The sequence below is a fragment of the Stenotrophomonas sp. ATs4 genome, from assembly GCF_051861585.1.
GTDB classification, from domain to species: domain Bacteria; phylum Pseudomonadota; class Gammaproteobacteria; order Xanthomonadales; family Xanthomonadaceae; genus Stenotrophomonas; species Stenotrophomonas maltophilia_AS.
Genome location: NZ_JBLYPK010000006.1, coordinates 210018 through 230286 on the forward strand (window position 1 = coordinate 210018; position 20269 = coordinate 230286).

18 protein-coding genes are annotated in these 20269 nt (G+C 66.5%); 3 read left to right on the forward strand and 15 right to left on the reverse strand.

What is annotated here, in order from left to right:
- The first annotated feature begins 147 nt into the window (after positions 1-147).
- Complete coding sequence (locus ABR323_RS12685; protein ID WP_439449579.1) at positions 148-477, forward strand: energy transducer TonB; 330 nt, start codon at positions 148-150, stop codon at positions 475-477.
- Positions 477-977, forward strand: coding sequence for an energy transducer TonB (locus ABR323_RS12690; protein ID WP_439449580.1), 501 nt, complete (start codon positions 477-479; stop codon positions 975-977). Before ABR323_RS12685 ends, ABR323_RS12690 begins: the two co-directional genes overlap by 1 nt.
- A 231-nt stretch (positions 978-1208) precedes the next feature.
- Here the strand turns inward: ABR323_RS12690 and ABR323_RS12695 are convergent, their stop codons facing one another.
- Genes ABR323_RS12695 through ABR323_RS12710 form a run of 4 tightly spaced genes read right to left on the reverse strand, consistent with a single transcriptional unit; the run spans position 1209 to position 6049 of the window.
- Positions 1209-2282 (reverse strand): protein-glutamate methylesterase/protein-glutamine glutaminase, encoded by a 1074-nt coding sequence (locus ABR323_RS12695; RefSeq protein ID WP_439449581.1) that lies wholly within the window; start codon positions 2280-2282, stop codon positions 1209-1211.
- A complete protein-coding gene (gene cheD, locus ABR323_RS12700) occupies positions 2279-2875 on the reverse strand; it encodes a chemoreceptor glutamine deamidase CheD (RefSeq protein WP_008264676.1) in 597 nt (198 codons plus the stop codon). The genes ABR323_RS12695 and cheD overlap by 4 nt, the downstream gene beginning before the upstream one ends.
- Complete coding sequence (locus ABR323_RS12705; RefSeq protein ID WP_135273511.1) at positions 2872-3741, reverse strand: CheR family methyltransferase; 870 nt, start codon at positions 3739-3741, stop codon at positions 2872-2874. Before ABR323_RS12705 ends, cheD begins: the two co-directional genes overlap by 4 nt.
- A 37-nt stretch (positions 3742-3778) precedes the next feature.
- A complete protein-coding gene (locus tag ABR323_RS12710; protein WP_439449582.1) occupies positions 3779-6049 on the reverse strand; it encodes a methyl-accepting chemotaxis protein in 2271 nt (756 codons plus the stop codon).
- A 104-nt stretch (positions 6050-6153) separates the two neighbouring features.
- Here ABR323_RS12710 and ABR323_RS12715 point away from each other — a divergent pair, with 104 nt between their 5' ends.
- A complete protein-coding gene (locus tag ABR323_RS12715) occupies positions 6154-7023 on the forward strand; it encodes a hypothetical protein (protein WP_439449583.1) in 870 nt (289 codons plus the stop codon).
- A gap of 101 nt (positions 7024-7124) precedes the next feature.
- Here the strand turns inward: ABR323_RS12715 and ABR323_RS12720 are convergent, their stop codons facing one another.
- From ABR323_RS12720 to motD, 11 genes are all read right to left on the reverse strand, one after another.
- Positions 7125-9503 carry a methyl-accepting chemotaxis protein gene (locus ABR323_RS12720; protein ID WP_439449584.1) on the reverse strand — a complete coding sequence of 793 codons (2379 nt, stop codon included), beginning with the start codon at positions 9501-9503 and terminating at the stop codon, positions 7125-7127.
- A 98-nt stretch (positions 9504-9601) separates the two neighbouring features.
- Positions 9602-9985, reverse strand: a complete 384-nt coding sequence (locus ABR323_RS12725) for a hypothetical protein (protein WP_135273515.1) — start codon at positions 9983-9985, stop codon at positions 9602-9604.
- Positions 9986-10121: 136 nt separating this feature from the next.
- On the reverse strand, positions 10122-10613 hold the full coding sequence (locus ABR323_RS12730; protein WP_135273516.1) for a chemotaxis protein CheW: 492 nt from the start codon (positions 10611-10613) through the stop codon (positions 10122-10124).
- Between the two features lie 156 nt (positions 10614-10769).
- Positions 10770-11543: a flagellar brake protein gene (locus ABR323_RS12735; protein WP_135273517.1), complete on the reverse strand. Its 774-nt coding sequence runs from the start codon at positions 11541-11543 to the stop codon at positions 10770-10772.
- Positions 11544-11748: 205 nt separating this feature from the next.
- Complete coding sequence (locus tag ABR323_RS12740; RefSeq protein ID WP_439449585.1) at positions 11749-13998, reverse strand: methyl-accepting chemotaxis protein; 2250 nt, start codon at positions 13996-13998, stop codon at positions 11749-11751.
- Positions 13999-14377: 379 nt separating this feature from the next.
- A complete protein-coding gene (locus ABR323_RS12745) occupies positions 14378-16360 on the reverse strand; it encodes a chemotaxis protein CheA (RefSeq protein ID WP_439449586.1) in 1983 nt (660 codons plus the stop codon).
- Positions 16361-16405: 45 nt separating this feature from the next.
- Positions 16406-16771: a response regulator gene (locus ABR323_RS12750; RefSeq protein WP_025878971.1), complete on the reverse strand. Its 366-nt coding sequence runs from the start codon at positions 16769-16771 to the stop codon at positions 16406-16408.
- A complete protein-coding gene (locus ABR323_RS12755; RefSeq protein ID WP_135273520.1) occupies positions 16768-17076 on the reverse strand; it encodes an STAS domain-containing protein in 309 nt (102 codons plus the stop codon). Before ABR323_RS12755 ends, ABR323_RS12750 begins: the two co-directional genes overlap by 4 nt.
- Before the next feature lie 286 nt (positions 17077-17362).
- Positions 17363-18469 carry a chemotaxis protein CheW gene (locus ABR323_RS12760; protein WP_439449587.1) on the reverse strand — a complete coding sequence of 369 codons (1107 nt, stop codon included), beginning with the start codon at positions 18467-18469 and terminating at the stop codon, positions 17363-17365.
- Positions 18466-19248 (reverse strand): ParA family protein, encoded by a 783-nt coding sequence (locus tag ABR323_RS12765; protein WP_135273522.1) that lies wholly within the window; start codon positions 19246-19248, stop codon positions 18466-18468. The genes ABR323_RS12760 and ABR323_RS12765 overlap by 4 nt, the downstream gene beginning before the upstream one ends.
- Before the next feature lie 4 nt (positions 19249-19252).
- Entirely contained in the window at positions 19253-20269 is a 1017-nt protein-coding gene (gene motD, locus ABR323_RS12770) for a flagellar motor protein MotD (protein WP_439449588.1), read from the reverse strand.

The following is a 20269-nucleotide window of genomic DNA, read 5'->3' on the forward strand; positions in this document are numbered from 1 at the left end:
TTTTTGTTTTCACCGCGCTAGACTTGTCGCTTGGTCTGTAGGAGAACAGGGATGTTGCAGGATCGATTGAAGGGATGCGGCGCTGGCTGCTGGCGCTGGTTTGGGCATGCAGCCGTGCTGGCCACAATGATGATGGCGCACGGCGCGATGGCACAGCAGGCGGTACAGAAGACAGTTGTCGAGAGCGTTCGCACCGCGCACGTGCCGGCTTCGATCGTGATGGAGAGCAAGCACAACAACCCGCCGCGTTATCCATCGCAGGCGTTTCGCGATGGGAAAGAGGGGGAGGCGATCCTGATGGTGCAGGTGGCTGCCGACGGACAATGGCTCGGTGCGACCGTGCTGCAGAGCACTGGCTGGCCGGAGCTGGACGAGGCCGCGCAGGCGGCGACACGCAAGTGGCAGTACCTGCCGGCCAGCGAAGACGGTGTACCGGTGCGCGGCGAAATCCGTGTGCCGGTGTCGTTCGAGCTGTGATGCTGCGCGCAGCAGCAAGCCTGGGGCGAGTGGCGATGCTGCTGCTGGCAGCTTCGATGCCGGCCTGGGCCAATGAACCCGTGCCGCCAGCAACGCAGGCGAGCGACGAGGGCGACGCTGATACCCGGATGAGTGCCGCCGAACGCCGCGTGTATATGCTGCAGGAGCAGTTTCTGGAGATCGCCCGTGCCAACGCGGCGCGGTCAGAGGCTGCCGAAGAGGTGGAAATCCATGCCTCGGTCGATGCGGACTCGCAACGCCAGCATCCGGTGCAGCTTGAGAACTACCAGAAGCCTGAGCGCGGTGATGGCGCGACCACCCTGCTGGTGGACGTAGACGAGCAGGGTCGCCCGGTTGCCGTGGAAGTTGCGCGCGGCAGCGGATCGGCGGCGCTGGATACGGCGGCTGTGGAGGCGGCGTATCGATGGAGCTACAACGCCGCCAGCAGGGATGGCATACCGGTGCGTGGAAAGGTGCGGATCACGGTGTGGGGACCGTAACTGCGACTGCGTGATGCAGCGGTGCCGCGCATTGCCCGGCAGGAAGTTGAAGCAGAGAATCCCCCGGGCGCGTTCCTGGGTTATCTGCTACTGGATGGTCCAGTCGGCAGTGCCTTGAAGGCGCTTCCCGGCAAAGAGCACATTGCCCGCAGTGGTGCTGCCGGCCAGCGGCCGGCACTACCCGTATCGGGTGAGCAGGGCCAGCGGCTGGCCTGCACCTGCTGCATGCGATCAACCGCGCGCCAGCGCCAGCAGCCGTTCGGCGATGCGTTCCAGTGGCACCTGTTCCTCGGCCGCGCCGAGCTTGAAGGCCGCACCGGGCATGCCCCAGACCACGCTGGTGGCTTCGTCCTGCACCAGCGTCGGGGCGCCGGCCTGGCGCATCTCCAGCAGGCCGCGTGCGCCGTCGTCACCCATGCCGGTGAGGATGGCGCCGATGGCATTGCCACCCGCACTCTGCGCGACCGAACGGAACAGCACGTCCACCGCCGGCTTGTGCCGGTTCACTGCCGGGCCGTCGTCCACGCGGCAGCGCCAGCGCGCACCGTCGCGGATGATGCGCAGGTGCTTGCCGCCCGGTGGCAGGTAGGCATGGCCGGGCAGCACGGCTTCGCCGTCGCTGGCCTCGCGTACGGCCATGGCCGAGTGGCGGTCCAGGCGTTCGGCGAAGGCGCTGCTGAAGCTGGCCGGCAGGTGCTGGGTCATCACCACTGCGGGACCGTCGGCGGGCATGCCTTCGAGCACCATGCGCAGTGCTTCGGTGCCACCAGCAGACGAGCCGATCGCGATCAAACGGTCGGTGGTGCGGAACTGGGTCGCTGTCGGACGCACGGCAGGGGCGGTGTCCAGCGTGAGCTTCGGGATTGCAGTCCGCACCAGCGGACGTACCCGGGAGCGCGCTGCCATCTTGACCTTGGCGACGATCTCATCGGCGTAGGCCTGCAGGCCGCGCGCCACGTCCAGCTTCGGCTTTGAGACGAAATCCACTGCGCCCAGTGCCAGCGCCTGCAGGGTGGTGTCGGCGCCGCGTTCGGTCAGCGAGGAGATCATCACCACCGGCAACGGGTGCAGGCGCATCAGGTTTTCCAGGAACGCCAGGCCGTCCATGCGCGGCATTTCCACGTCCAGGGTGATCACGTCCGGGGCCAGTCGCTTGATCTTCTCGCGCGCCAGCAGCGGGTCGGCGGCGGTGCCGACCACGTCGATGCCTGGATCGCTGGACAGGATTTCCGTGAGCATCTGCCGCACGACGGCGGAGTCGTCGACGATCAGGACCCGGCAGGGGGCGTTGCCGGTCAGGGTCATTCGAACAGCTCCACGCCGCCGGTGACCGGGGCCTTCGAAAGGCGTGCACGCACCGCCGATTCGGTCGCAGCCACTTCAGCTTCATGGGCATGCGGCAGGCGCTGCACCACCACGCGGCCGGTATCGGCGAAGAACCAGATCTTGCGCGGATGGATGCCGCACAGGTCCTCGGCGATGATCGGGATGTGTTCGGCCTGCAGGTACTGGCGCACGAACTCGGCGTTGCGGGTGCCGACCGGATTACTGGTAAAGCCCTTGAGCACGTTGGCACCACCGAACACCTTGGCTTCGATACGCTTGCGATGCGCCCCGCGCTTGAGCATGTCGTTGATCAGCAGTTCCATCGCGTAGCTGCCGTAGCGCGCCGGTGCACCATCGCCGGCGTTGCCTTCGGGCAGCAGGAAGTGGTTCATGCCGCCGATCTTCAGTACCGGATCGCGCAGGCAGGCGGCCACGCAGGAACCCAGCGTGGTGGTCAGGGCCGTGGTGTCATCGACCACCAGGTATTGGGTCGGCAGCAGCTTGGCGGCGATGGTCTTGAAGCGTGCGTCCTGATAGCGCATCACATCGTCGGTACGTAGCGAGGCGTTCATGCGCCGGCCTTTGCCGCACGGCGGTACAGGGTGCGTCCGCACGGCTGGATCAGGTCGGCCGCGTGCAGGTAGTTCTCGGAATGGCCGGTATACAGCAGGCCATCTTCGGACAGGTGCTGCACCAACCGCCCGAGAATCGCGCGCTGGGTCGGCTTGTCGAAATAGATCATCACGTTGCGGCAGAACAATGCGTCGAACGGGCCGCCGACGTCGTAGCGCGGAGCGAGCAGGTTGAGCGGGCGGAACTCGATCAGCTCGCGCAGCGCCGGCAGCACGCGGCACTGGCCCTCGTTGGGGCCACTGCCACGCTGGAAGTAGCGACGGCGCAGGTCCGGATCAAGGCTGGCGACGCGGTCGATGTTGTAGACGCCGCGGCCGGCGGTAGCCAGCACCTGGGTATCAACGTCGGTGGCGACGATGCGTACCGGCGGTTTCAGCGTGCCGAACGCCTCGCAGGCGGTGATCGCCATCGAATAGGGCTCTTCGCCGGTGGACGCCGCGCACGACCACAGCAGCAGCGGTGAGCGATTCGCGCGCTGCTGCAGCTCTTCGCGCAGCTTGTCGAAGTGGTGCGGTTCGCGGAAGAACGAGGTCAGGTTGGTGGTCAGCGCGTTGGTGAACGCCTGCCACTCGTCACCGTCTTCCTGTTCCAGATGGTCCAGGTACTGCTGGAAGCTGCGCATGCCCAGTGTGCGCAGGCGGCGCGACAGGCGGCCATACACCATGTCGCGCTTGGCCGGGGCGAGGGCGATGCCCACGCGCTGGTAGATCAGGTCGCAGACGCGGCGGAAATCGCGGTCGGCAAACTCGAATTCGCGCGGGCCGGTGACGATGGGGGTTGAGCTTTGCACGGGGGACGTATCCATCGGCAGAGGCGGCGGCCGAAGCCGCCGCGGGTGGGTCTCAGAATTCCTGCCAGTCGCTGTCGCTGGCGACGAAGGTGCTGGCGTTGCTGCTACGACGGACCGGTGCCGGTGCGGGAGCCGGCTGCGGGCGCGCCACGGCAGCGGCGCGGACCGGCTCGACACGTGCGGCCACGGCCTTCATTGCCGCGGAAACCTGGTTGTCGAGTCGGAAGATCGCCACGGCATCGGCCAGCTGGCCAGCCTGTTCTTCCATCGCACGAGCGGCAGCGGTGGCTTCCTCCACCAGCGCAGCGTTCTGCTGGGTGGTTTCGTCCATCTGCACCACGGTCTGGTTGACCTGCTCGATGCCGGCGCTCTGCTCCTGCGAGGCGGCGGAAATCTCGGCCATGATGTCGGTCACGCGCTGCACCGAGGCGACGATCTCGCCCATGGTGCTGCCGGCCTGGTGGACCAGGCTGGAGCCCTCGGCGACCTTGCCGACCGAGTCATCGATCAGGCCCTTGATCTCCTTGGCGGCAGCGGCCGAGCGCTGGGCGAGGGTGCGCACTTCGCTGGCGACCACGGCGAAACCGCGGCCCTGTTCACCGGCGCGTGCAGCTTCCACTGCAGCATTCAATGCCAGGATGTTGGTCTGGAAGGCGATACCGTCGATGACGCTGATGATCTCGGCGATCTTCTTCGACGAGGCTTCGATGGCCGACATGGTGTTGACCACCTGGCCGACCACGCTGCCGCCCTGCGATGCCACGCCCTGCGCGCCGATGGCGAGCTGGTTGGCCTGGCGGGCATGCTCGGCGTTCTGGCGCACGGTGGAGGTCAGCTCCTCCATCGACGCGGCGGTTTCTTCCAGGTTCGCAGCCTGCTGCTCGGTACGGCGCGACAGATCACTGTTGCCCGAAGCAATCTCACCGGCGGCGAGCGTGATGCTGGACGCGCTTGCCTGGATCTGGCCGACGATCTGCGTCAGTTGCGAGACCGTGGTGTTGGCGTCGTCACGCATGCGCGCGAAGACACCCTGGTAATCGCCATGCATGCGTGCGGTCAGGTCGCCTTCGGCAATGGCCGACAGCAGCTGCGAGAGCTTGCCGAGGTTGTCATCACTGACCGCCATCATCGCATTGAGATTTTCCAGCATCAGGCGGAAATCGTGATCGAAACGCTGCGCGTCGCCACGGCGGCTGAAGTCGCCGGCGGCAGCGGCACTGGCCAGCTGCTTGATCTCGGCGTTGATGCGGCCGAGGTTGGCCTTGACCGTATCGACGGTGGTGGTCATCGCCGCCTTCTCGCCGGGGTAACGTGCGATGTCACGGCTGAGGTCGCCAACCGCGTACTGCTGCACTACTTCCAGCACATCGTGCAGGGTCTGCACGTGGCCGCCGACAAGGGCATTGGTTTCCTGCACCATCAGCCCGTATTCGCCGGGGAAGGCGCTGGCGTCGATGCGGTAGCTCAGTTCGCCGCTGTCGTGGCGGCGGGCCATCTCGCGCTGGCCGCCGATCACTGCGTGCAGCTGCTGCTGCATGCCGGACATGGCCTCCAGCAGGCGGCCGGTTTCATCGTGCGGCTGCGGGCCGATATGGCTGTCCAGCTTGCCGGCGGCGATGCCTTCGGCGACGGCGGTGGCCTGCTTCAACGGCACGGCGATACGGTTGCCGATGAGCCAGCTCAGGGCCAGCACGATCAGCACCAGCACGCCGCCGGAGAGGGCCATGATGGCGGTGAACACCAGTGCCTGCTTCTGTACGTCATCCATGTAGACGCCGCTGCTGATCACCCAGTTCCAGGGTGCGAACAGGCTGGCGTAGGCCACCTTCTCGACGTCGCCCTTGCTGCCCGGCTTGGCCCAGCGGTAGTTGACGAAACCGCCGCCTGCCTTGGCCGCTTCGACCTGGTCGTAGTAGATCCGCACCCCGTCGTCGGTGCGGAAGTCCTTCATGTCCTTGCCGACCAGGTCCTTGCGGAACGGGTGCATCAGCAGGTGATAGCCAGTGTCGTAGACGTTGTAGTAATAGGTGTCGTTCTCGGCGCGCATCACTTCCAGCGCCTGCAGGGCGGCGGCCTTGGCAGCGTTCTCGCTGAGCTCGCCGGTACCGGCCAGGCGATGGTAGTGCTGGAGGATGCCGTCGCTCAGTTCAACCTGGGTCTTCAGCGCGGTCTTGCGGGTCTCGGTCAGGTCCAGGTACTGCATGCGGGCGGCGATCACCGACAGCGCGATCACACCGAGCGCGATGAGCAGCGTCAGCAGGTTGAGCTTGCGCCGGACGGAGAGATTGCTGAAGTAGTGTTGCCAGCGATGCAGAAGATTCATCGAGCAGGACCAGGTCGAAGCGGGCGGGCGGCGCCGAGCCGGTCGCGGCGTGACATGCCGTGACAACCCCGTTATCGGCCGCAGGGGCGGGGGATTGAGGCGCAGTGTCCGAACGTATTCAGGTTTCCTTGCAGCGGCGGCTGGCGGGGGGACATCCGGTAGCGCGTGATCCAGTAGATCCACGCCATGCGTGGATGGAAATTTGTGAGCATCCGTTGCCTGTCCATCGTCATCCAGCCGCCGGGCAGCCCTCAGAAATCTGCAACTCCGTTCATAGCCGGAGGCCGCCACCGGGCCCACTGTGGAAGGCCACGGTGTGGAGCAGGCAGGCATTGGACGGATTTGCGGAGTTCATGGTGGAGCGACAGGGCGACCTGAAGCGCATTGCGCGGCATACGCGGGGTGAATACAGCGAAGACGATGTGATCAGTGAAGCCTGGTTGTTGGTGGCCACATGGGAGCAGTCCGACAGGCGACCGCTGGATCTCAAGGCGCGCGATGATCAAAGCCAGTTGATCAGCCATCTCTACCAGAGGCTTGTGCGCTATACCGACCTGAACGTCCGGCACGCCGTGCGCCTGGATCATGCGCCGGGGGACGACGCAGGGAGCCATCCCCTGCTTGAACGGTTGAGTGCCGATGGCGATGACCCGCTGAGCGTAATGGAGGCCTGCGAAGCGGATCCGATTCCGCCGGCCGAGGGGGAGTTGCACTACTCGGTCGCCAGTATCTATCTGGTGATGCTGGAGCATCATGATTTCCGTATGACCGCGTTGGCTCGCTTTCTACGTTTGTCTATTTCCCACACCTACCGTCGCTGCGCGTACGCGAGCCATGTATCTGCGTGGCAGCATGCGCTTGTTCTAGCGCCACCGATATGCATGGAAGGCTTGAGGCCATGGCGTCGATTCCGTGCCTGCCGCGCGCCCAGGCAGCTCGAGTTCGATTTCGACGAGAGGCTTGAATTGCGCTAGCGGAGGGCACGGCATCGAGCAATCGGGCAGTCTGGATGTCGCAGAACGAAAACGCCCCGGCACAAGGCCAGGGCGTCTTCGTACCTCAGGTCAGGCAGGCATCAGAATTCCTGCCAGTCTCCGTCGGCCAGTTCGGTGGCCATCGGGCGACCACCCGCCGTGCGGCGTGCTGGCGGCGCAACCGGAGCCGGGGTGACCGGTGCGGCAGCACGCTGAACCGGGGCGGCGACGCGGGGCGGGGCAACCACGGCCTCGGCTTCGTCCACCACGAAGATCGACACGGCCTCGCTGAGGTGGCCGGCCTGTTCTTCCATCGCGCGTGCAGCGGCGGTGGCTTCTTCCACCAGCGCGGCGTTCTGCTGGGTGGTCTCGTCCATCTGCACCACGGTCTGGTTGACCTGCTCGATGCCGGCGGACTGTTCCTGAGAGGCCGCAGAAATCTCGGCCATGATGTCGGTCACACGCTGCACCGAGGCGACGATCTCGCCCATGGTCGCGCCGGCCTTGTGCACCAGCGCCGAGCCGTCGTTGACCTTGCCGACCGAGTCGTCGATCAGGCCCTTGATCTCCTTCGCGGCCGCGGCCGAGCGCTGGGCGAGGGTACGCACTTCGCTGGCGACCACGGCGAAGCCACGACCCTGTTCGCCTGCGCGGGCAGCTTCCACGGCAGCATTCAATGCCAGGATGTTGGTCTGGAAGGCGATGCCGTCGATGACCGAGATGATCTCGGCGATCTTCTTCGACGAGGCCTGGATGGCCGACATGGTGGTGACCACCTGGCCGACGACGTCGCCACCCTGCGAGGCCACGCCGTGCGCGCCGATGGCGAGCTGGTTGGCCTGGCGGGCATGCTCGGCGTTCTGGCGCACGGTGGAGGTCAGTTCCTCCATCGATGCGGCGGTTTCTTCCAGGTTCGCCGCCTGCTGTTCGGTACGGCGCGACAGATCGCTGTTGCCGGAGGCGATTTCACCCGCGGCCGAGCTGATCGCGCGGCTGGACTGCTTGATACGGGTGACGATCTCGCTCAGCTGCGCGGCGGTGGCATTGGCGTCATCGCGCATGCGGGCGAACACGCCCTGGTAGTCGCCGTGCATGCGCACGGTCAGGTCGCCCTGCGACAGCGCGGCAAGCAGGCCGGAGATCTGTTCGATGCTGCCGGCGTTGGCGTCCAGCAGGCCGTTGATCTGCTGGGCCAGCTGCAGGAAGAAGCCTTCCTTGTCGGTAGCGTCGATGCGGCCGGACAGGTCGCCCGCGGCGGCCTGGGCGATCACACGGGCCACTTCGGCCTCGACCTGCGCTTCCTGCGTGCGGTCGCGCCACTCCACTACGTAACCGACGGTGTCGCCGCCTTCATTGCGGATGGTCGACACCACCTGGGCGAACTGGGCATCGCCGTACTGCATCGGGCGACGGGCGACGCCGTGTGCCTTCAGGTTGCCCAGCAGGGTCTGGTCCATCTCGCCACGGTGCTCGAGCACGGTGACCGGCTTGCCGACCAGCGAGGCCTGCGCATCGAAGTCCGGCAGGTCGCGGCGGACCTCGTCCTGATACTGGGTCAAGGTCTGCTGCAGGGCGCGGTTGCTGTAGACGATGGTATTGCTGGTGTCAGTCAGGTACACGCCGGTCGAGCTGTAATCCAGCGCGGTGCGGATGCGCAGGTTTTCGCGGGCGATGGCCTGGTCGGTTTCGGTGCGCTCGCGCAGATCGCGCTGCATCCGCTGCATGGCCTGCATCAGCTCGCCGACTTCGTCCTTGCGGCTGACATCGATATGGCCATCCAGCTTGCCACCGGCAACGTCATTGGCAACCGAGACGGCGCCGCGCACGCTGCCAACCAGGGCGCGGGCGAACAGCCAGACCAGCACCAGGCCCAGCGCTGCGCCACCCAGCAGGGCGATCACGGTCAACACGGCCGAGGCAGCGTAGGTGGATTCGGCCTCATCGCGCGAAGCGCGGGCGAGGCGGTTGTCTTCGGCAATCAGAGCTTCCAGTGCCGCGCCTGCCTTGCGGTGCTTGGCGCGGGTTTCGCCAACGAAGGTGTCGATCGCATCGTCGGGCAGGTCCAGCTCCAGCATCTCGGTGACGCTGTCATAGGAGGCCAGTGCCTCCTTCCATTCCTTGGCGAAGGTATCGAACAGCTTCTTCTGCTGCGGGTTGTCGACCAGCGTCGGATAGCCCTTGATCGACTTGTCCATGCTTTCGCGCAGTTCAGTGGACTGCTTGCGGGCGTCTGCCTTGACGTCGTCGCTGGCGCGGATCAGCTGCTGGTAGGCGGCATTGCGGTATTCACCCAGCATGCCGCGCATTTCGCCGGCCATGCGGATGCTTTCCATGCGCGAGCCGGCCAGCTCGGTGGTGACATTGTTCAGCGAATGCAGGCCGCGATAGGCGACGATGCCCTGCAGCAGCATCACCAGCAGGAGAACGCCGAAGGTCAGCATCAGCTTCGGCATCAGTTTCAGGTTGTTGATCCACGGCATGGGCGTTGCGATCTCCTAAGGCAGACGCGTCCGGGCATCGGGCCCGGTTGCAGCAGCCACGCCGGCACGCTGGCCGGCGTGGTCTGACGGACAGCGGATTACTTGATGTTGGCCAGCTTCAGGCTGGCCGGCGAGCTGACTTCGATTTCGGCACGCGAGGCGTCGCGCTGGATCTTGCCGATCACGCACACGGTCTTGCCTTCCAGGGTTTCCAGCGGGAAGGAGAACTTGCCGCGGTTTTCGCCGGCGATGCGGGCCGAGAAGGTGTGGCGCGGGAAGGCGCCGCCCATGTACAGGAAGGTCGGCTGGCCTTCGGAACCTTCTGCGTAGCGGGCCTTTTCGACCTTGCCACAGACCATGCCGTCCTTGCCGACCGAGCGCGGTGCCATTTCCGGCGGGATCATGTCCGCCGACTGGGCGAAAGCGGAGGCGGCAGTGGTGGCCAGGACAGCGGCCGAAACGAACGCAAGCAGGGACTTCATCGAGGTGTATCTCCGGGGATGGTGATGGTCGTTCCGGTCCTGCGCGCTCCTGCGCGGCCGGCTTCTGTCCCCCTATCGGCACTGCCGGAGGGAACTGAAGGGCTTTGTGACCAGAACGTGAAGCAGGTCCGTTCGATCAGGCGGCGGCGTCTTCAACGACGTTGGCCTGGCCCATATCGGCGCTGTCCAGCAGGGTCTCGATGTCGAGCAGGATCAGCATGCGGTCGTCCTGGGTGCCGATGCCGGAGATGAAGCGGGTGTCGACGGCGGCGCCGAATTCCGGGGTCGGGCGGATCTGTTCGGCCGACAGCGGGATCACGTCGGAGACGCTGTCGACGACGATACCTACCACGCGGTCTTCGACGTTCAGCACGATCATCACGGTGAAGGCGTCGTAGCGGGCATTGTCCAGGCGCAGCTTCAGGCGCAGGTCGATGACCGGGACGATGGTGCCGCGCAGGTTGATGACACCCTTGATGTAGTCCGGCGCATCCGGCACCCGGGTGACCGCGTCATAGCCGCGGATTTCCTGCACCTTGAGGATGTCCACGCCGTAGTGCTCGGCACCGAGGGTGAAGCTGAGGAATTCGCCACCGGCGCTGGCGGTGGTGCTGGTCTTGTCGTTCATCGAGGGGTCCTGGTTCTGCCGGAAGTCCCGGTGTCAGGCTCGATATCGGCCCCGCGCGGGGGGACTTTAGGTGTAGCGCCTGGGGGCATCCACGCATGGCGTGGATCTACCGGGGTACCGGATCGGCCCTGAATGGGTAGTGCCGGTCGGACGGGCCTACAACTCGCCGTTGCGGCGTGCCTTGCGCTGGCGGTCGATGCGGAAGATGTAGCGCTGGATGGCGCTGTCGGCGCCGCGCGGCAGAGTGTCGAAGCGCATGCCCACGCGCTTGACCTCGATGCCATTGGGCTGGCGCTGCGGCAGCAGGTTGCAGACCACCAGCCCGATCTCCAGGTCTGGGCCGTCGGGCAGCGACAGTACCGCCGGGTAGCGCTTCTGCAGGCTGAACACCGCGCAGTCGGTAGGCACGGCCACCGCCAGGCCGCCGCCACTGATGTCCACCACCCGCATCGACAGCGCATCCGCGCGCGTTTCGCCGGGCGGCAGCAGCAGCTGCGGTGAGTCGGTGACCGGCGTTTCCAGCCGATACATCTCGCGTCGCTGCAGGTGCACCAGTTCGTCCGGCAGTGGGGCGCGGAATGCGACGTGGCCGTCGTTGTCCACCCGCTCCAGCGCCTGCAGGCGGAACCGCACCAGCACGCGTTCGAGCTGGGCGAAGCACAGCAGATGGTCGGCCTGCTCGGCGGCGCGGTTGGACGCCTCCTGCGGGCTGCCATCGAGCAGCAGGGTGTCCTCGTCCTCATCGATCTCGAGCAGGGCGGTCGGGAACGAGCGATCCCGGCCGTCGATATGCGCGTTGATCAGTGATCGCTGGTCGATCAGCGATCGCAGCAGCTGGCGCAGCTGGCGTGGATTGCGGACCAGGAAACGTTCGTCAGCGGCGTCGGCCGCGTGGACATCATGCGCTGCAGTGTCGTTGCCGTCGGACATGGAATCTACGGTCAGGGGCGGGCGCCAGCACGGTGTGGCGCGTGGCTCGATGGAGATATCGGCCACTGCGTCGGATTATGAAGTGAGAATTGCATCACTTTCCATGCGTAAGGGGCCAGATCCCGTTCCCGAAGGAAAAGGACCTGACCCCATGGTCTGCCAGGCAGTTGGATCCACGCCATGCGTGGATGCTTTTCGCGTGGGCTCAGAACTCCTGCCAGTCGCCTTCAGCAGCCAGCGCCGGCTGTGCCGCCGATGAACGCGGCGCGCGCGCAGGTGCGGCCTTGGCCGCTGGCACGGCGGTCGCCACCTGGCGCGGAACCGGTGCCGTAGCCAGGCGCGTCGGCGTGACAGTGGTGCCCTGCGAGGCCAAACGGAAGCGGGCCACGGCTTCGCCCAGCTGCACGGCCTGATCTTCCATCGCGCGTGCGGCAGCGGTGGCTTCCTCCACCAGCGCGGCGTTCTGCTGGGTGGTTTCGTCCATCTGCACCACGGTCTGGTTGACCTGCTCGATGCCGGCCGACTGCTCCTGCGAGGCGGCGGAGATCTCGGCCATGATGTCGGTCACGCGCTGCACCGAGGCGACGATCTCACCCATGGTGCTGCCGGCCTGGTGGACCAGGCTGGAGCCTTCGGCGACCTTTCCGACCGAGTCATCGATCAGTCCCTTGATCTCCTTGGCGGCGGCGGCCGAGCGCTGGGCGAGGGTGCGCACTTCGCTGGCGACCACGGCGAAACCGCGGCCCTGTTCACCGGCACGTGCGGCTTCGACGGCAGCGTTCAGCGCCAGGATGTTGGTCTGGAACGAAATGCCGTCAATGACCGAAATGATCTCGGCGATCTTCTTCGACGAGGCTTCGATGGCCGACATGGTGGTCACTACCTGGCCGACCACGTCGCCGCCCTGGCTGGCGACGCCGTGCGCGCCGATGGCGAGCTGATTGGCCTGGCGGGCATGCTCGGCGTTCTGGCGCACGGTGGAGGTCAGTTCCTCCATCGAGGCGGCGGTTTCCTCCAGGTTGGCCGCCTGCTGCTCGGTGCGGCGGGACAGGTCGCTGTTGCCCGAGGCGATTTCGCCGGCGGCGAGGGTGATGCTGGAGGCGCTGGCCTGGATCTGGCCGACGATCTGGGTCAGCTGGGCGACGGTGGTGTTGGCATCGTCACGCATGCGCGCGAAGACGCCATGGAACTGGCCGTCCATGCGCGCGGTGAGGTCGCCAGCCGCGATCGACTGCAGCAGCTGCGACAGCTGGCCGAGGTTGCCGTCGGTTACCTGCATCATGCTGTTGAGCTGTTCGATCATCACGCGGAAATCGTGATCGAAACGCTGCGCATCACCGCGCTGGCTGAAGTCACCCGCTGCAGCAGCCGAGGCCAGCTGCTGGATCTGCGTGTTGATGGCCAGCAGGCTGGCCTTGGCGGCGTCCATCGACTCGTGCAGGATCGCGCGGCTGCCCGGCAGTCGGCGAGCATCGGGGGCAAGGTTGCCGGTGGCGTACTGGTTGAGCACGTCGATGGCATCGCGGATCGAGTCGAGGTGTTCGAAGATGACCGTGTTGATGCCGCCGGCCAGCTGCCCGTACACGCCCGGGAAGTCTTCCGGAATGCGATGGCTGATGTCCGGGCCGGCATGCATCTGCGCCATCAGCTGGGTCTGCTCGGAGAAGCGGCGCAACATCGCGGTCATCTCGGTGGTGGCGGCCAGCATGCGGCCCGCCTCATCCTTGCCGGTGCTCTGGGTGGTGACGCTCAGGTCGCCACGGGCGACGGCCTGGATGGCCTGCACCGCCTTGCCCAGCGGACCGACCACGGCGCGCGAGATGACCACGGCCAGGGTTGCGGCAACCACGACCAGCAGCACGATGGCGGCGATGATCGCCAGCATGCTGTTACGGTGGGTGGCGTTGGCATCGTCGATCTTGCCCTGCATCAACGAGGTGCTGTAAGCGCCCAGTGCCTTCAGGTCTTCGAAGGCCTTGCGGCGCAGCGGGCGCGACTGATCGTCGGAGATCTGCCGGGCGACCACGCCATCACCGGCGGTGGCCGCTTCGCGCAGCTTGGCATTGGCGGCGAAGTAGCCGTCGACGTCGCTCTGCACGGCGTTGTACAGCTCGCGTTCCTTGGCGCCGGCCGGCAGCTTGGCGTAGGCCGCCAGCTGTTCGCGCACGACCGCTGCGGTGTCGTCCATGCGCTTGTTGTAGTCGGCCACCTTTTCCGGCTGGTCCAGCATGCTCAGCTGGGCCAGCTCATAGGTGCGGAATTCACCCAGTTGCGAGCGTACTTCGCCGAGGTACTGAACCGACGGAATATCGTTGGACGCCATGGCGCTCAGCTGCGCATTGGCTTCGGACAGGCGGACCAGGGCGAACGCACCCAGGATGACAGTCATCAGGGTGGTCAGGGTGAAACCCACCGCCAGCTTGCGGGCGATGGGCAGATCGTGGAACCACTTCATGCAGGGTGCTCCAAGGTGGGCAGAATGCCGGCGTCGTTGCGCCGGCTTGGGGATGCAGAGGAACGGTGGTGCCCGGTGGGGGATCGGTGACGGCCGTCAAAGCGAAATAGCGGCGCGATTCGGGCGGACTTTATGGACCCGGATCACATTCGGATGCGTAGGGATGAGGGCGCGAAAGTCCAGCAGTAACGGGGCTTGCGCTCAGATGGCGTGGTTGCTGGCGTAACCATCGCGCCGACGCAGTTCACGTTATGCGTGACACGGCGATCGGGGTCAGATCCCTTTTCTGCGAGAAGGGATCTGACCCCTTGGCAGAGCGCACGCAAACAAAAACCGCCGCCCCGAAGGGCGGCGGTTCAGAGCGCACATGCAGTAGGAATCAGGCGGCCTGCGGCATCCGCAGCGAGCGCACCAGGCCGCCGATGTCGACGATCAGTGCCACGCGGCCATCGCCGAGGATGGTGGCACCGGACACGCCACCGATGCGGCGGTAGTTGTTCTCGATGTTCTTCACCACCACCTGCTGCTGGCCGACCAGCTCGTCCACTTCCAGTGCGATCTTCTGGCCATCGCCTTCGACCACCACCACCAGCGATTCGCTGCCCGGAGCGCGGTTGCCGTAGCCGTAGTACTCGCTCAGCGACAGGATCGGCAGGTACTCACCGCGGACGCGCAGTACGCGGCCTTCGCCGGCCATGCTGCGGATGTCCTCGGGCTGAGGCTGCAACGCCTCCAGCACATAGGCCAGTGGCAGGATCAGGGTTTCGCCGGCCACCGCCACGGTCATGCCATCGAGAATGGCCAGGGTCAGCGGCAGGCGGATGAGCGTGCGGGTGCCAGTACCGAGGCCGCTTTCGATCTGCACTTCGCCGCCCAGCGCCTGGATGTTGCGGCGGACCACGTCCATGCCGACACCGCGACCGGACAGGTCAGTGACCGCATCGGCGGTGGAGAAGCCGGGCTGGAAGATCAGGTCCCAGACCTGCGAATCGGTCGGGTTGTCCGGCACGGCCAGGCCGCGTTCGTGGGCCTTGGCCAGGATCTTGGTGCGGTCCAGGCCACGGCCGTCGTCGCTGACTTCGATGACGATGTGCCCGCCCTGGTGAGAGGCGGCGAGCGTGATCGTGCCGGTCTCGTCCTTGCCCGCGCCGCGACGCACGTCCGGCATTTCCAGGCCGTGGTCGATCGAGTTGCGTACCAGGTGCACCAGCGGATCGGCGATCTTTTCGATAAGACCCTTGTCCAGTTCCGTGCCTTCGCCGATGGTACGCAGGCGCACCTGCTTGCCGAGACGGCCGGAGAGATCGCGGACCAGGCGCGGGAAGCGGCGGAACACCGCATCGACTGGCAGCATGCGCACCCCGATCACCGCTTCCTGCAGATCGCGGGTGTTGCGTTCAAGCTGGTCCAGGCCGGCAAACAGGCTCTCGGCGTGGACCGGGTCCAACGCGTGCGAGACCTGCTTGAGCATGGCCTGGGTGATGACCAGTTCGCCGACCAGATTGATCAGGGCATCGACCTTGTCGACGCTGACGCGGATGGAGGTTTCTGCTTCCTGGCCGCCACCGCTGGCAGGAGCGGCTGCGGCAGCAGGTGCAGCAACCGGCGTGGAAGGGGCGGGTGTGGCAGGTGCCTCGGTGGCCAGGCTCGGCGGCGCAGCCGGACGGATGTCCAGCTCGCAGTCGTCCAGCACCCAGGCGAAGGTGTCTTCGATTTTGCTGCGCGGCACCTTGCCGACCAGCCCCAGGTCCCACGCGAGGTGGGCCTCAAGCGGATCGAGCTGGTCGAAGCCGGGCAGGCGCTCCAGGCGCGCCGCCACCTGCAGCGAACCCAGGTGTTCCAGTTCGCGGATGATGCGCAGCGGATCGTTGCCGCTCATGAACAGCGACGGCGACGGGGTGAAGCCGATCTGCCACGCTTCCGGCGTGTCATCCACCTTGGTCGTAGCGGCGGCCGGGGCGCTCGCTGCGGCCTGACCGGAAAGAACAGCTTCCAGGCGCGCCTTCACCGCAACGACAGCGGCCGGGTCGGCAGCTTGACCGTGTTCGGCTTCGCGCAGCAGGGCGCGCAGCACGTCCACAGAGGACAACATCGCGTCGACTGCGTTGCCCTCCAGAGCACGCTTGCCGGCGCGCAGCTCATCCAGCAGCGTCTCCAGCACGTGGGTCAGGCCGGCGATCGCATCGAAGCCGAAGGTGCCGGCGCCACCCTTGATGGAATGGGCGGCGCGGAACACCGAGTTGATGATCTCCGCGTCCTGTTGCCCCGATTCCAGGGCCAGCAGGCCGGCCTCCATGGCGTCGAGGCCTTCGCGGCTCTCCTCGAAGAAGGTGGCGTGGAAGCGTTGCAGGTCCATGCTCATGGCAGTGGCGATCCGGAAGCGAAGAGGGGGAGCAGTGCGGGGCGATCAGCCCAGCACTTTCTGCACGGTAGCGACGAGCTGCTCGGGGTTGAACGGCTTGACCAGCCAGCCGGTAGCACCGGCGGCCTTGCCTTCGGACTTCTTGTCGGCAGCCGATTCGGTGGTCAGCATCAGCATCGGCGTGAATTTGTAGTCCGGCAGCTGGCGCAGTTCGCGGATCAGCGCGATGCCGTCCATGTTCGGCATGTTGACGTCGGTGACTACGGCATTGAAGCGCTGGCCCTTTGCGCGACCGAGCGCGACCGCGCCGTCTTCAGCTTCTTCGACGGCAAAACCGGCCGAGGTGAGGGCGAAGGAAACCATCTGGCGCATCGACGCCGAATCGTCCACCACCAAGATACGTGCGCTCATGCAGCGTTCTCCACAGATTTCAGGTTGTCATGGGTTACGTCCAGGCCCAGGGCCTGGGTGACGCCCAACAGGCGTGCAGCGTCACGGAAGGTTGCAGTGCAACCGTGGAAGCCGGTGCCCAGGCCTGCCTCGCGGCGGGCCTGCACGAAGGCGCACAGCACCTGCATGCTCGCGGTATGGATGCGACCGACCTGGCTTGCATCCAGGGTCAGTTCGCCTGCTTCCACCACAAGTGGCGAAAGGCGGTTCTTGAGCTCGGTGCTGCTCTCGATGCCGAGATCCTCACCCAGTTCGACAGTGCTCATCGTTGCTCCGGACAAACGGTTCCGTGATCCATAACGGCAAGATCCACGGCTTCTTTAGGGGAATCGACGCGGCCCGTCGATGCGGTCGCTGTTGAAAAGGGGACGGAGGGGATTAAGTCGCAATCGACCTGGCTCTACTGCAGCCCCCCTCGGCAACGGCGACCCCGCAGTGGGGGCGTAAGGTGTTGATCCAACGGATCAACTCCTTGCGTCCCCGACAGGCACCGCGTCGGCGCAAAGCGCTGAGCCAGTTGCGACTTAATCCCCTCCGTCCCCTTTTTTCCGCTCAGCTCAACAGCTGCGTGGCATCGAGCAGGATCATCGGCCGCTGGCTGACCCGGGCCACGCCACGGAACAGATCATTGGAAATCTGGCAGATGCGCGCCGTATCGGGTGGCTCGATCTGCGAATCGGTGAGGTTGGCGACATCTTCCACGGCCGATACACGCAGGCCGATGGTCTCGCCGTTCTCCTCCAGCACCACGATGCGGGTCTGCGCGTCTTCCTCGGCCGCAGTTGCGCCCAGGTGCAGGCCCAGGTCCATCACCGGCACCACCTGGCCGCGCAGGTTCATGATGCCGAGCATTGCCGGGGCAGTGCCGCGCAGTGGCAGCAACGGTACTGGCAGGACCACTTCCTGCACCTTCAGCAGTTCCAGCGCATAGGCCTGGGCGCCGCAACGCAGACGCAGCCAGCGCGAGGTGCGCTCGCCGGCGCGGCGGTTCTGCGGATGCGGGCTGCTGGCCGGACGGTGCGCCTGTGCCTGCAGTTCCTGCCAGGTGCCGGGCCGATTGCTGGCGGGTGCGTCCACGGCCACGCGCGGTGGCGGTGCGGCATCGGTGCGTGCTGCCGGTGCCGGCGCGGTGCGAGGTGCCGGGGGCGAGACCGGTGCTGCGACTACGGCGGGCGGTGGCGTGGCGACCTCCTCACCGACGGCTGCGGCCTCGAATGCGGCCTGCAGGCCGGGGCTGTCGGTGTGGGCGAGGCGATGGCTGTCGGCCGGATCGGTCTCGTAGATCACTTCATCCGGCAGATCGTCCCAGGTCGGCTCCGGGCCGGTCTTTGCAGCGGCCGGAGCCGGGGCAGGCGCGGTTTCGTGGATGACTTCGTCCGGCAGGTCGTCCCAGGTGGGCTCACGTGTGGGCGCAGGGCTGGCGGCCTCGAAGGCAGCTTCCAGTGCTGCGTCGTCCTCGGCCGGTGTGGCGGCGACGGTGTCGGTTTCGTAGATCACTTCGGCCGGGAGATCGTCCCATGTGGGCTCGCGCTCGGTGTCCGCTGCGCTCGCCGGGCATGGCCCGGCGCTACCCGGTGCGGGCAGGGTGACTGCGGCCGGAGCGATCGCCTCGCCCAGCAGTTCGTCCAGATAGTCGTCCAGTACCCCGGTACTGTTCATGCCGCCTGCTCCAGAGCGCGGGCATCCTCGCCGAGGATCCAGTTCAGGGCGCGCCGATAGGCGGCCAGGCCGCGACCCGGGTAGTCCTCGCCGGCGCTCGGCAGGGTCAGCCCAGCGGCGTTGCTGATGCGGGTGTCGATCGGAATCGCGTCTTCCCAGACGCGGGTGCCGTGACGGTCCTGCATGGTGCGCAGCGATTCGTTGCCGGCGCGGGTGCGGCGGTCGAACAAGGTCGGCAGGATCGAGATCGGCAGCGGGCGGCGGCGCGAGCGCTCGACCATCTCGCCGGTGCGGACCATGCCGTCCAGTCCATGCAGCGCCAGCGGTTCGGCCTGGGTCGGGATGATCAGCCGGTCGGCAGCGGCCAGCGCGTTGATCATCAGCAGGCCGAGGGTCGGTGCGCAGTCCAGCAGGATGTAATCGTGCTGGCCCTGGTGGCGGGCCAGTGCATTCTGCAGGGCCAGGCCCAGGCCGGGCTGGTTGGCGCTGCGGCGCTCCAGCGTCGCCAGTGCCGACTGCGCGCAGACGTAGTCCAGGCCGTGGATGTTGCTGGCGTGGCACAGGCTGGACAGGTCCGCTGGCGGCGCACCGAACAGTTCCAGCACGCCGGCCGGCGGCGGATCCACCGGCACGCCGAAGGCGCGGCTGAGCGAGGCGTGCGGATCAAGGTCGATCAGCAGCACGCGATGGCCCATTGCAGCCAGGCCGCGGCCGAGGGCGAGGGTGGTAGTGGTCTTGCCGACTCCGCCCTTCTGGTTGGCGACTGCCCAGATGCGCATCGGTTTACTCCTTCATTGCCGGGGGAACGGCGGCGCCGACGCGGCTGCCAGCCGGCACCGGTGGCAACTTCACCGGTGCGATGGGGGAGGTGGGGGCGGTAGCCGGCGTTGCAGCGGCTTGTTCGGTGCCGGTGCTGTTGGCAGCATCGGTTGCAGCGTTCAGGCGCTGGCCCAGCGGATCGACCGCATGGGTGGTGTCGGCCAGGATGATGACCATCACCCGCCGGTTGCGGTTGCGGCCCTGCGCGCTGTCGTTCTCTTCGCGCGGGCGGAACTGGCCGTAGCCGACCATCGCCAGCCGCGACGGCTGCACGCCCTGGTCGGCGAACAGATGGACCACGCTGGCCGCGCGGCCGGCCGACAATTCCCAGTTGGACGGGAAGGTGGCGGTGGCGATCGGCACGTTGTCGGTATGGCCTTCCACGCGCACGCTGTTGGGCACGTCGCGCAGTACGTCGGCCAGGCTGGCCAGGGTCTGCCGGGCGTGCACGTCCAGCGCGGCCGAGCCGGTGGGGAACAGGATGTCGCTGTTGATCTCCACTTCGATCCACAGCTCGGTACGGCGTACGCTGATCATGCCGCGATCGATCAAAGGGGCCAGCGCGGCGGTCAGGCGGTCAGCGATGCTGCTGAGCTGGCGTTCGGCGCGCGCGATCTGTTCCTGGTTGTGCACCGACACCGGCATGCGCATCTGCGAGGCCATCGATGGCAGCAGGGTGGGGTCGTGCGAGGGAGCCGGTGCGGAGGGTCCGACCTTGGTACCGGACTTGATCACCGATGGGCTGTCCCAGCCACCGCCCTGTACCTGCTTGTTGCCGACCTGCACCGGATTGATGGTGCGCGGCGCGCCACCGAAGGCATCGGTGAGCGCGTCGGCCATGATCCGGTACTTGCCCTCGTTCACCGAGGAGATCGCGTACATGACCACGAAGAAAGCGAGCAGCAGCGTCATCAGGTCGGCATAGGGGATCGCCCATGCTTCATGGTTGGCGTGTTCTTCGTGGTGCTTGCGGCGGGTCAT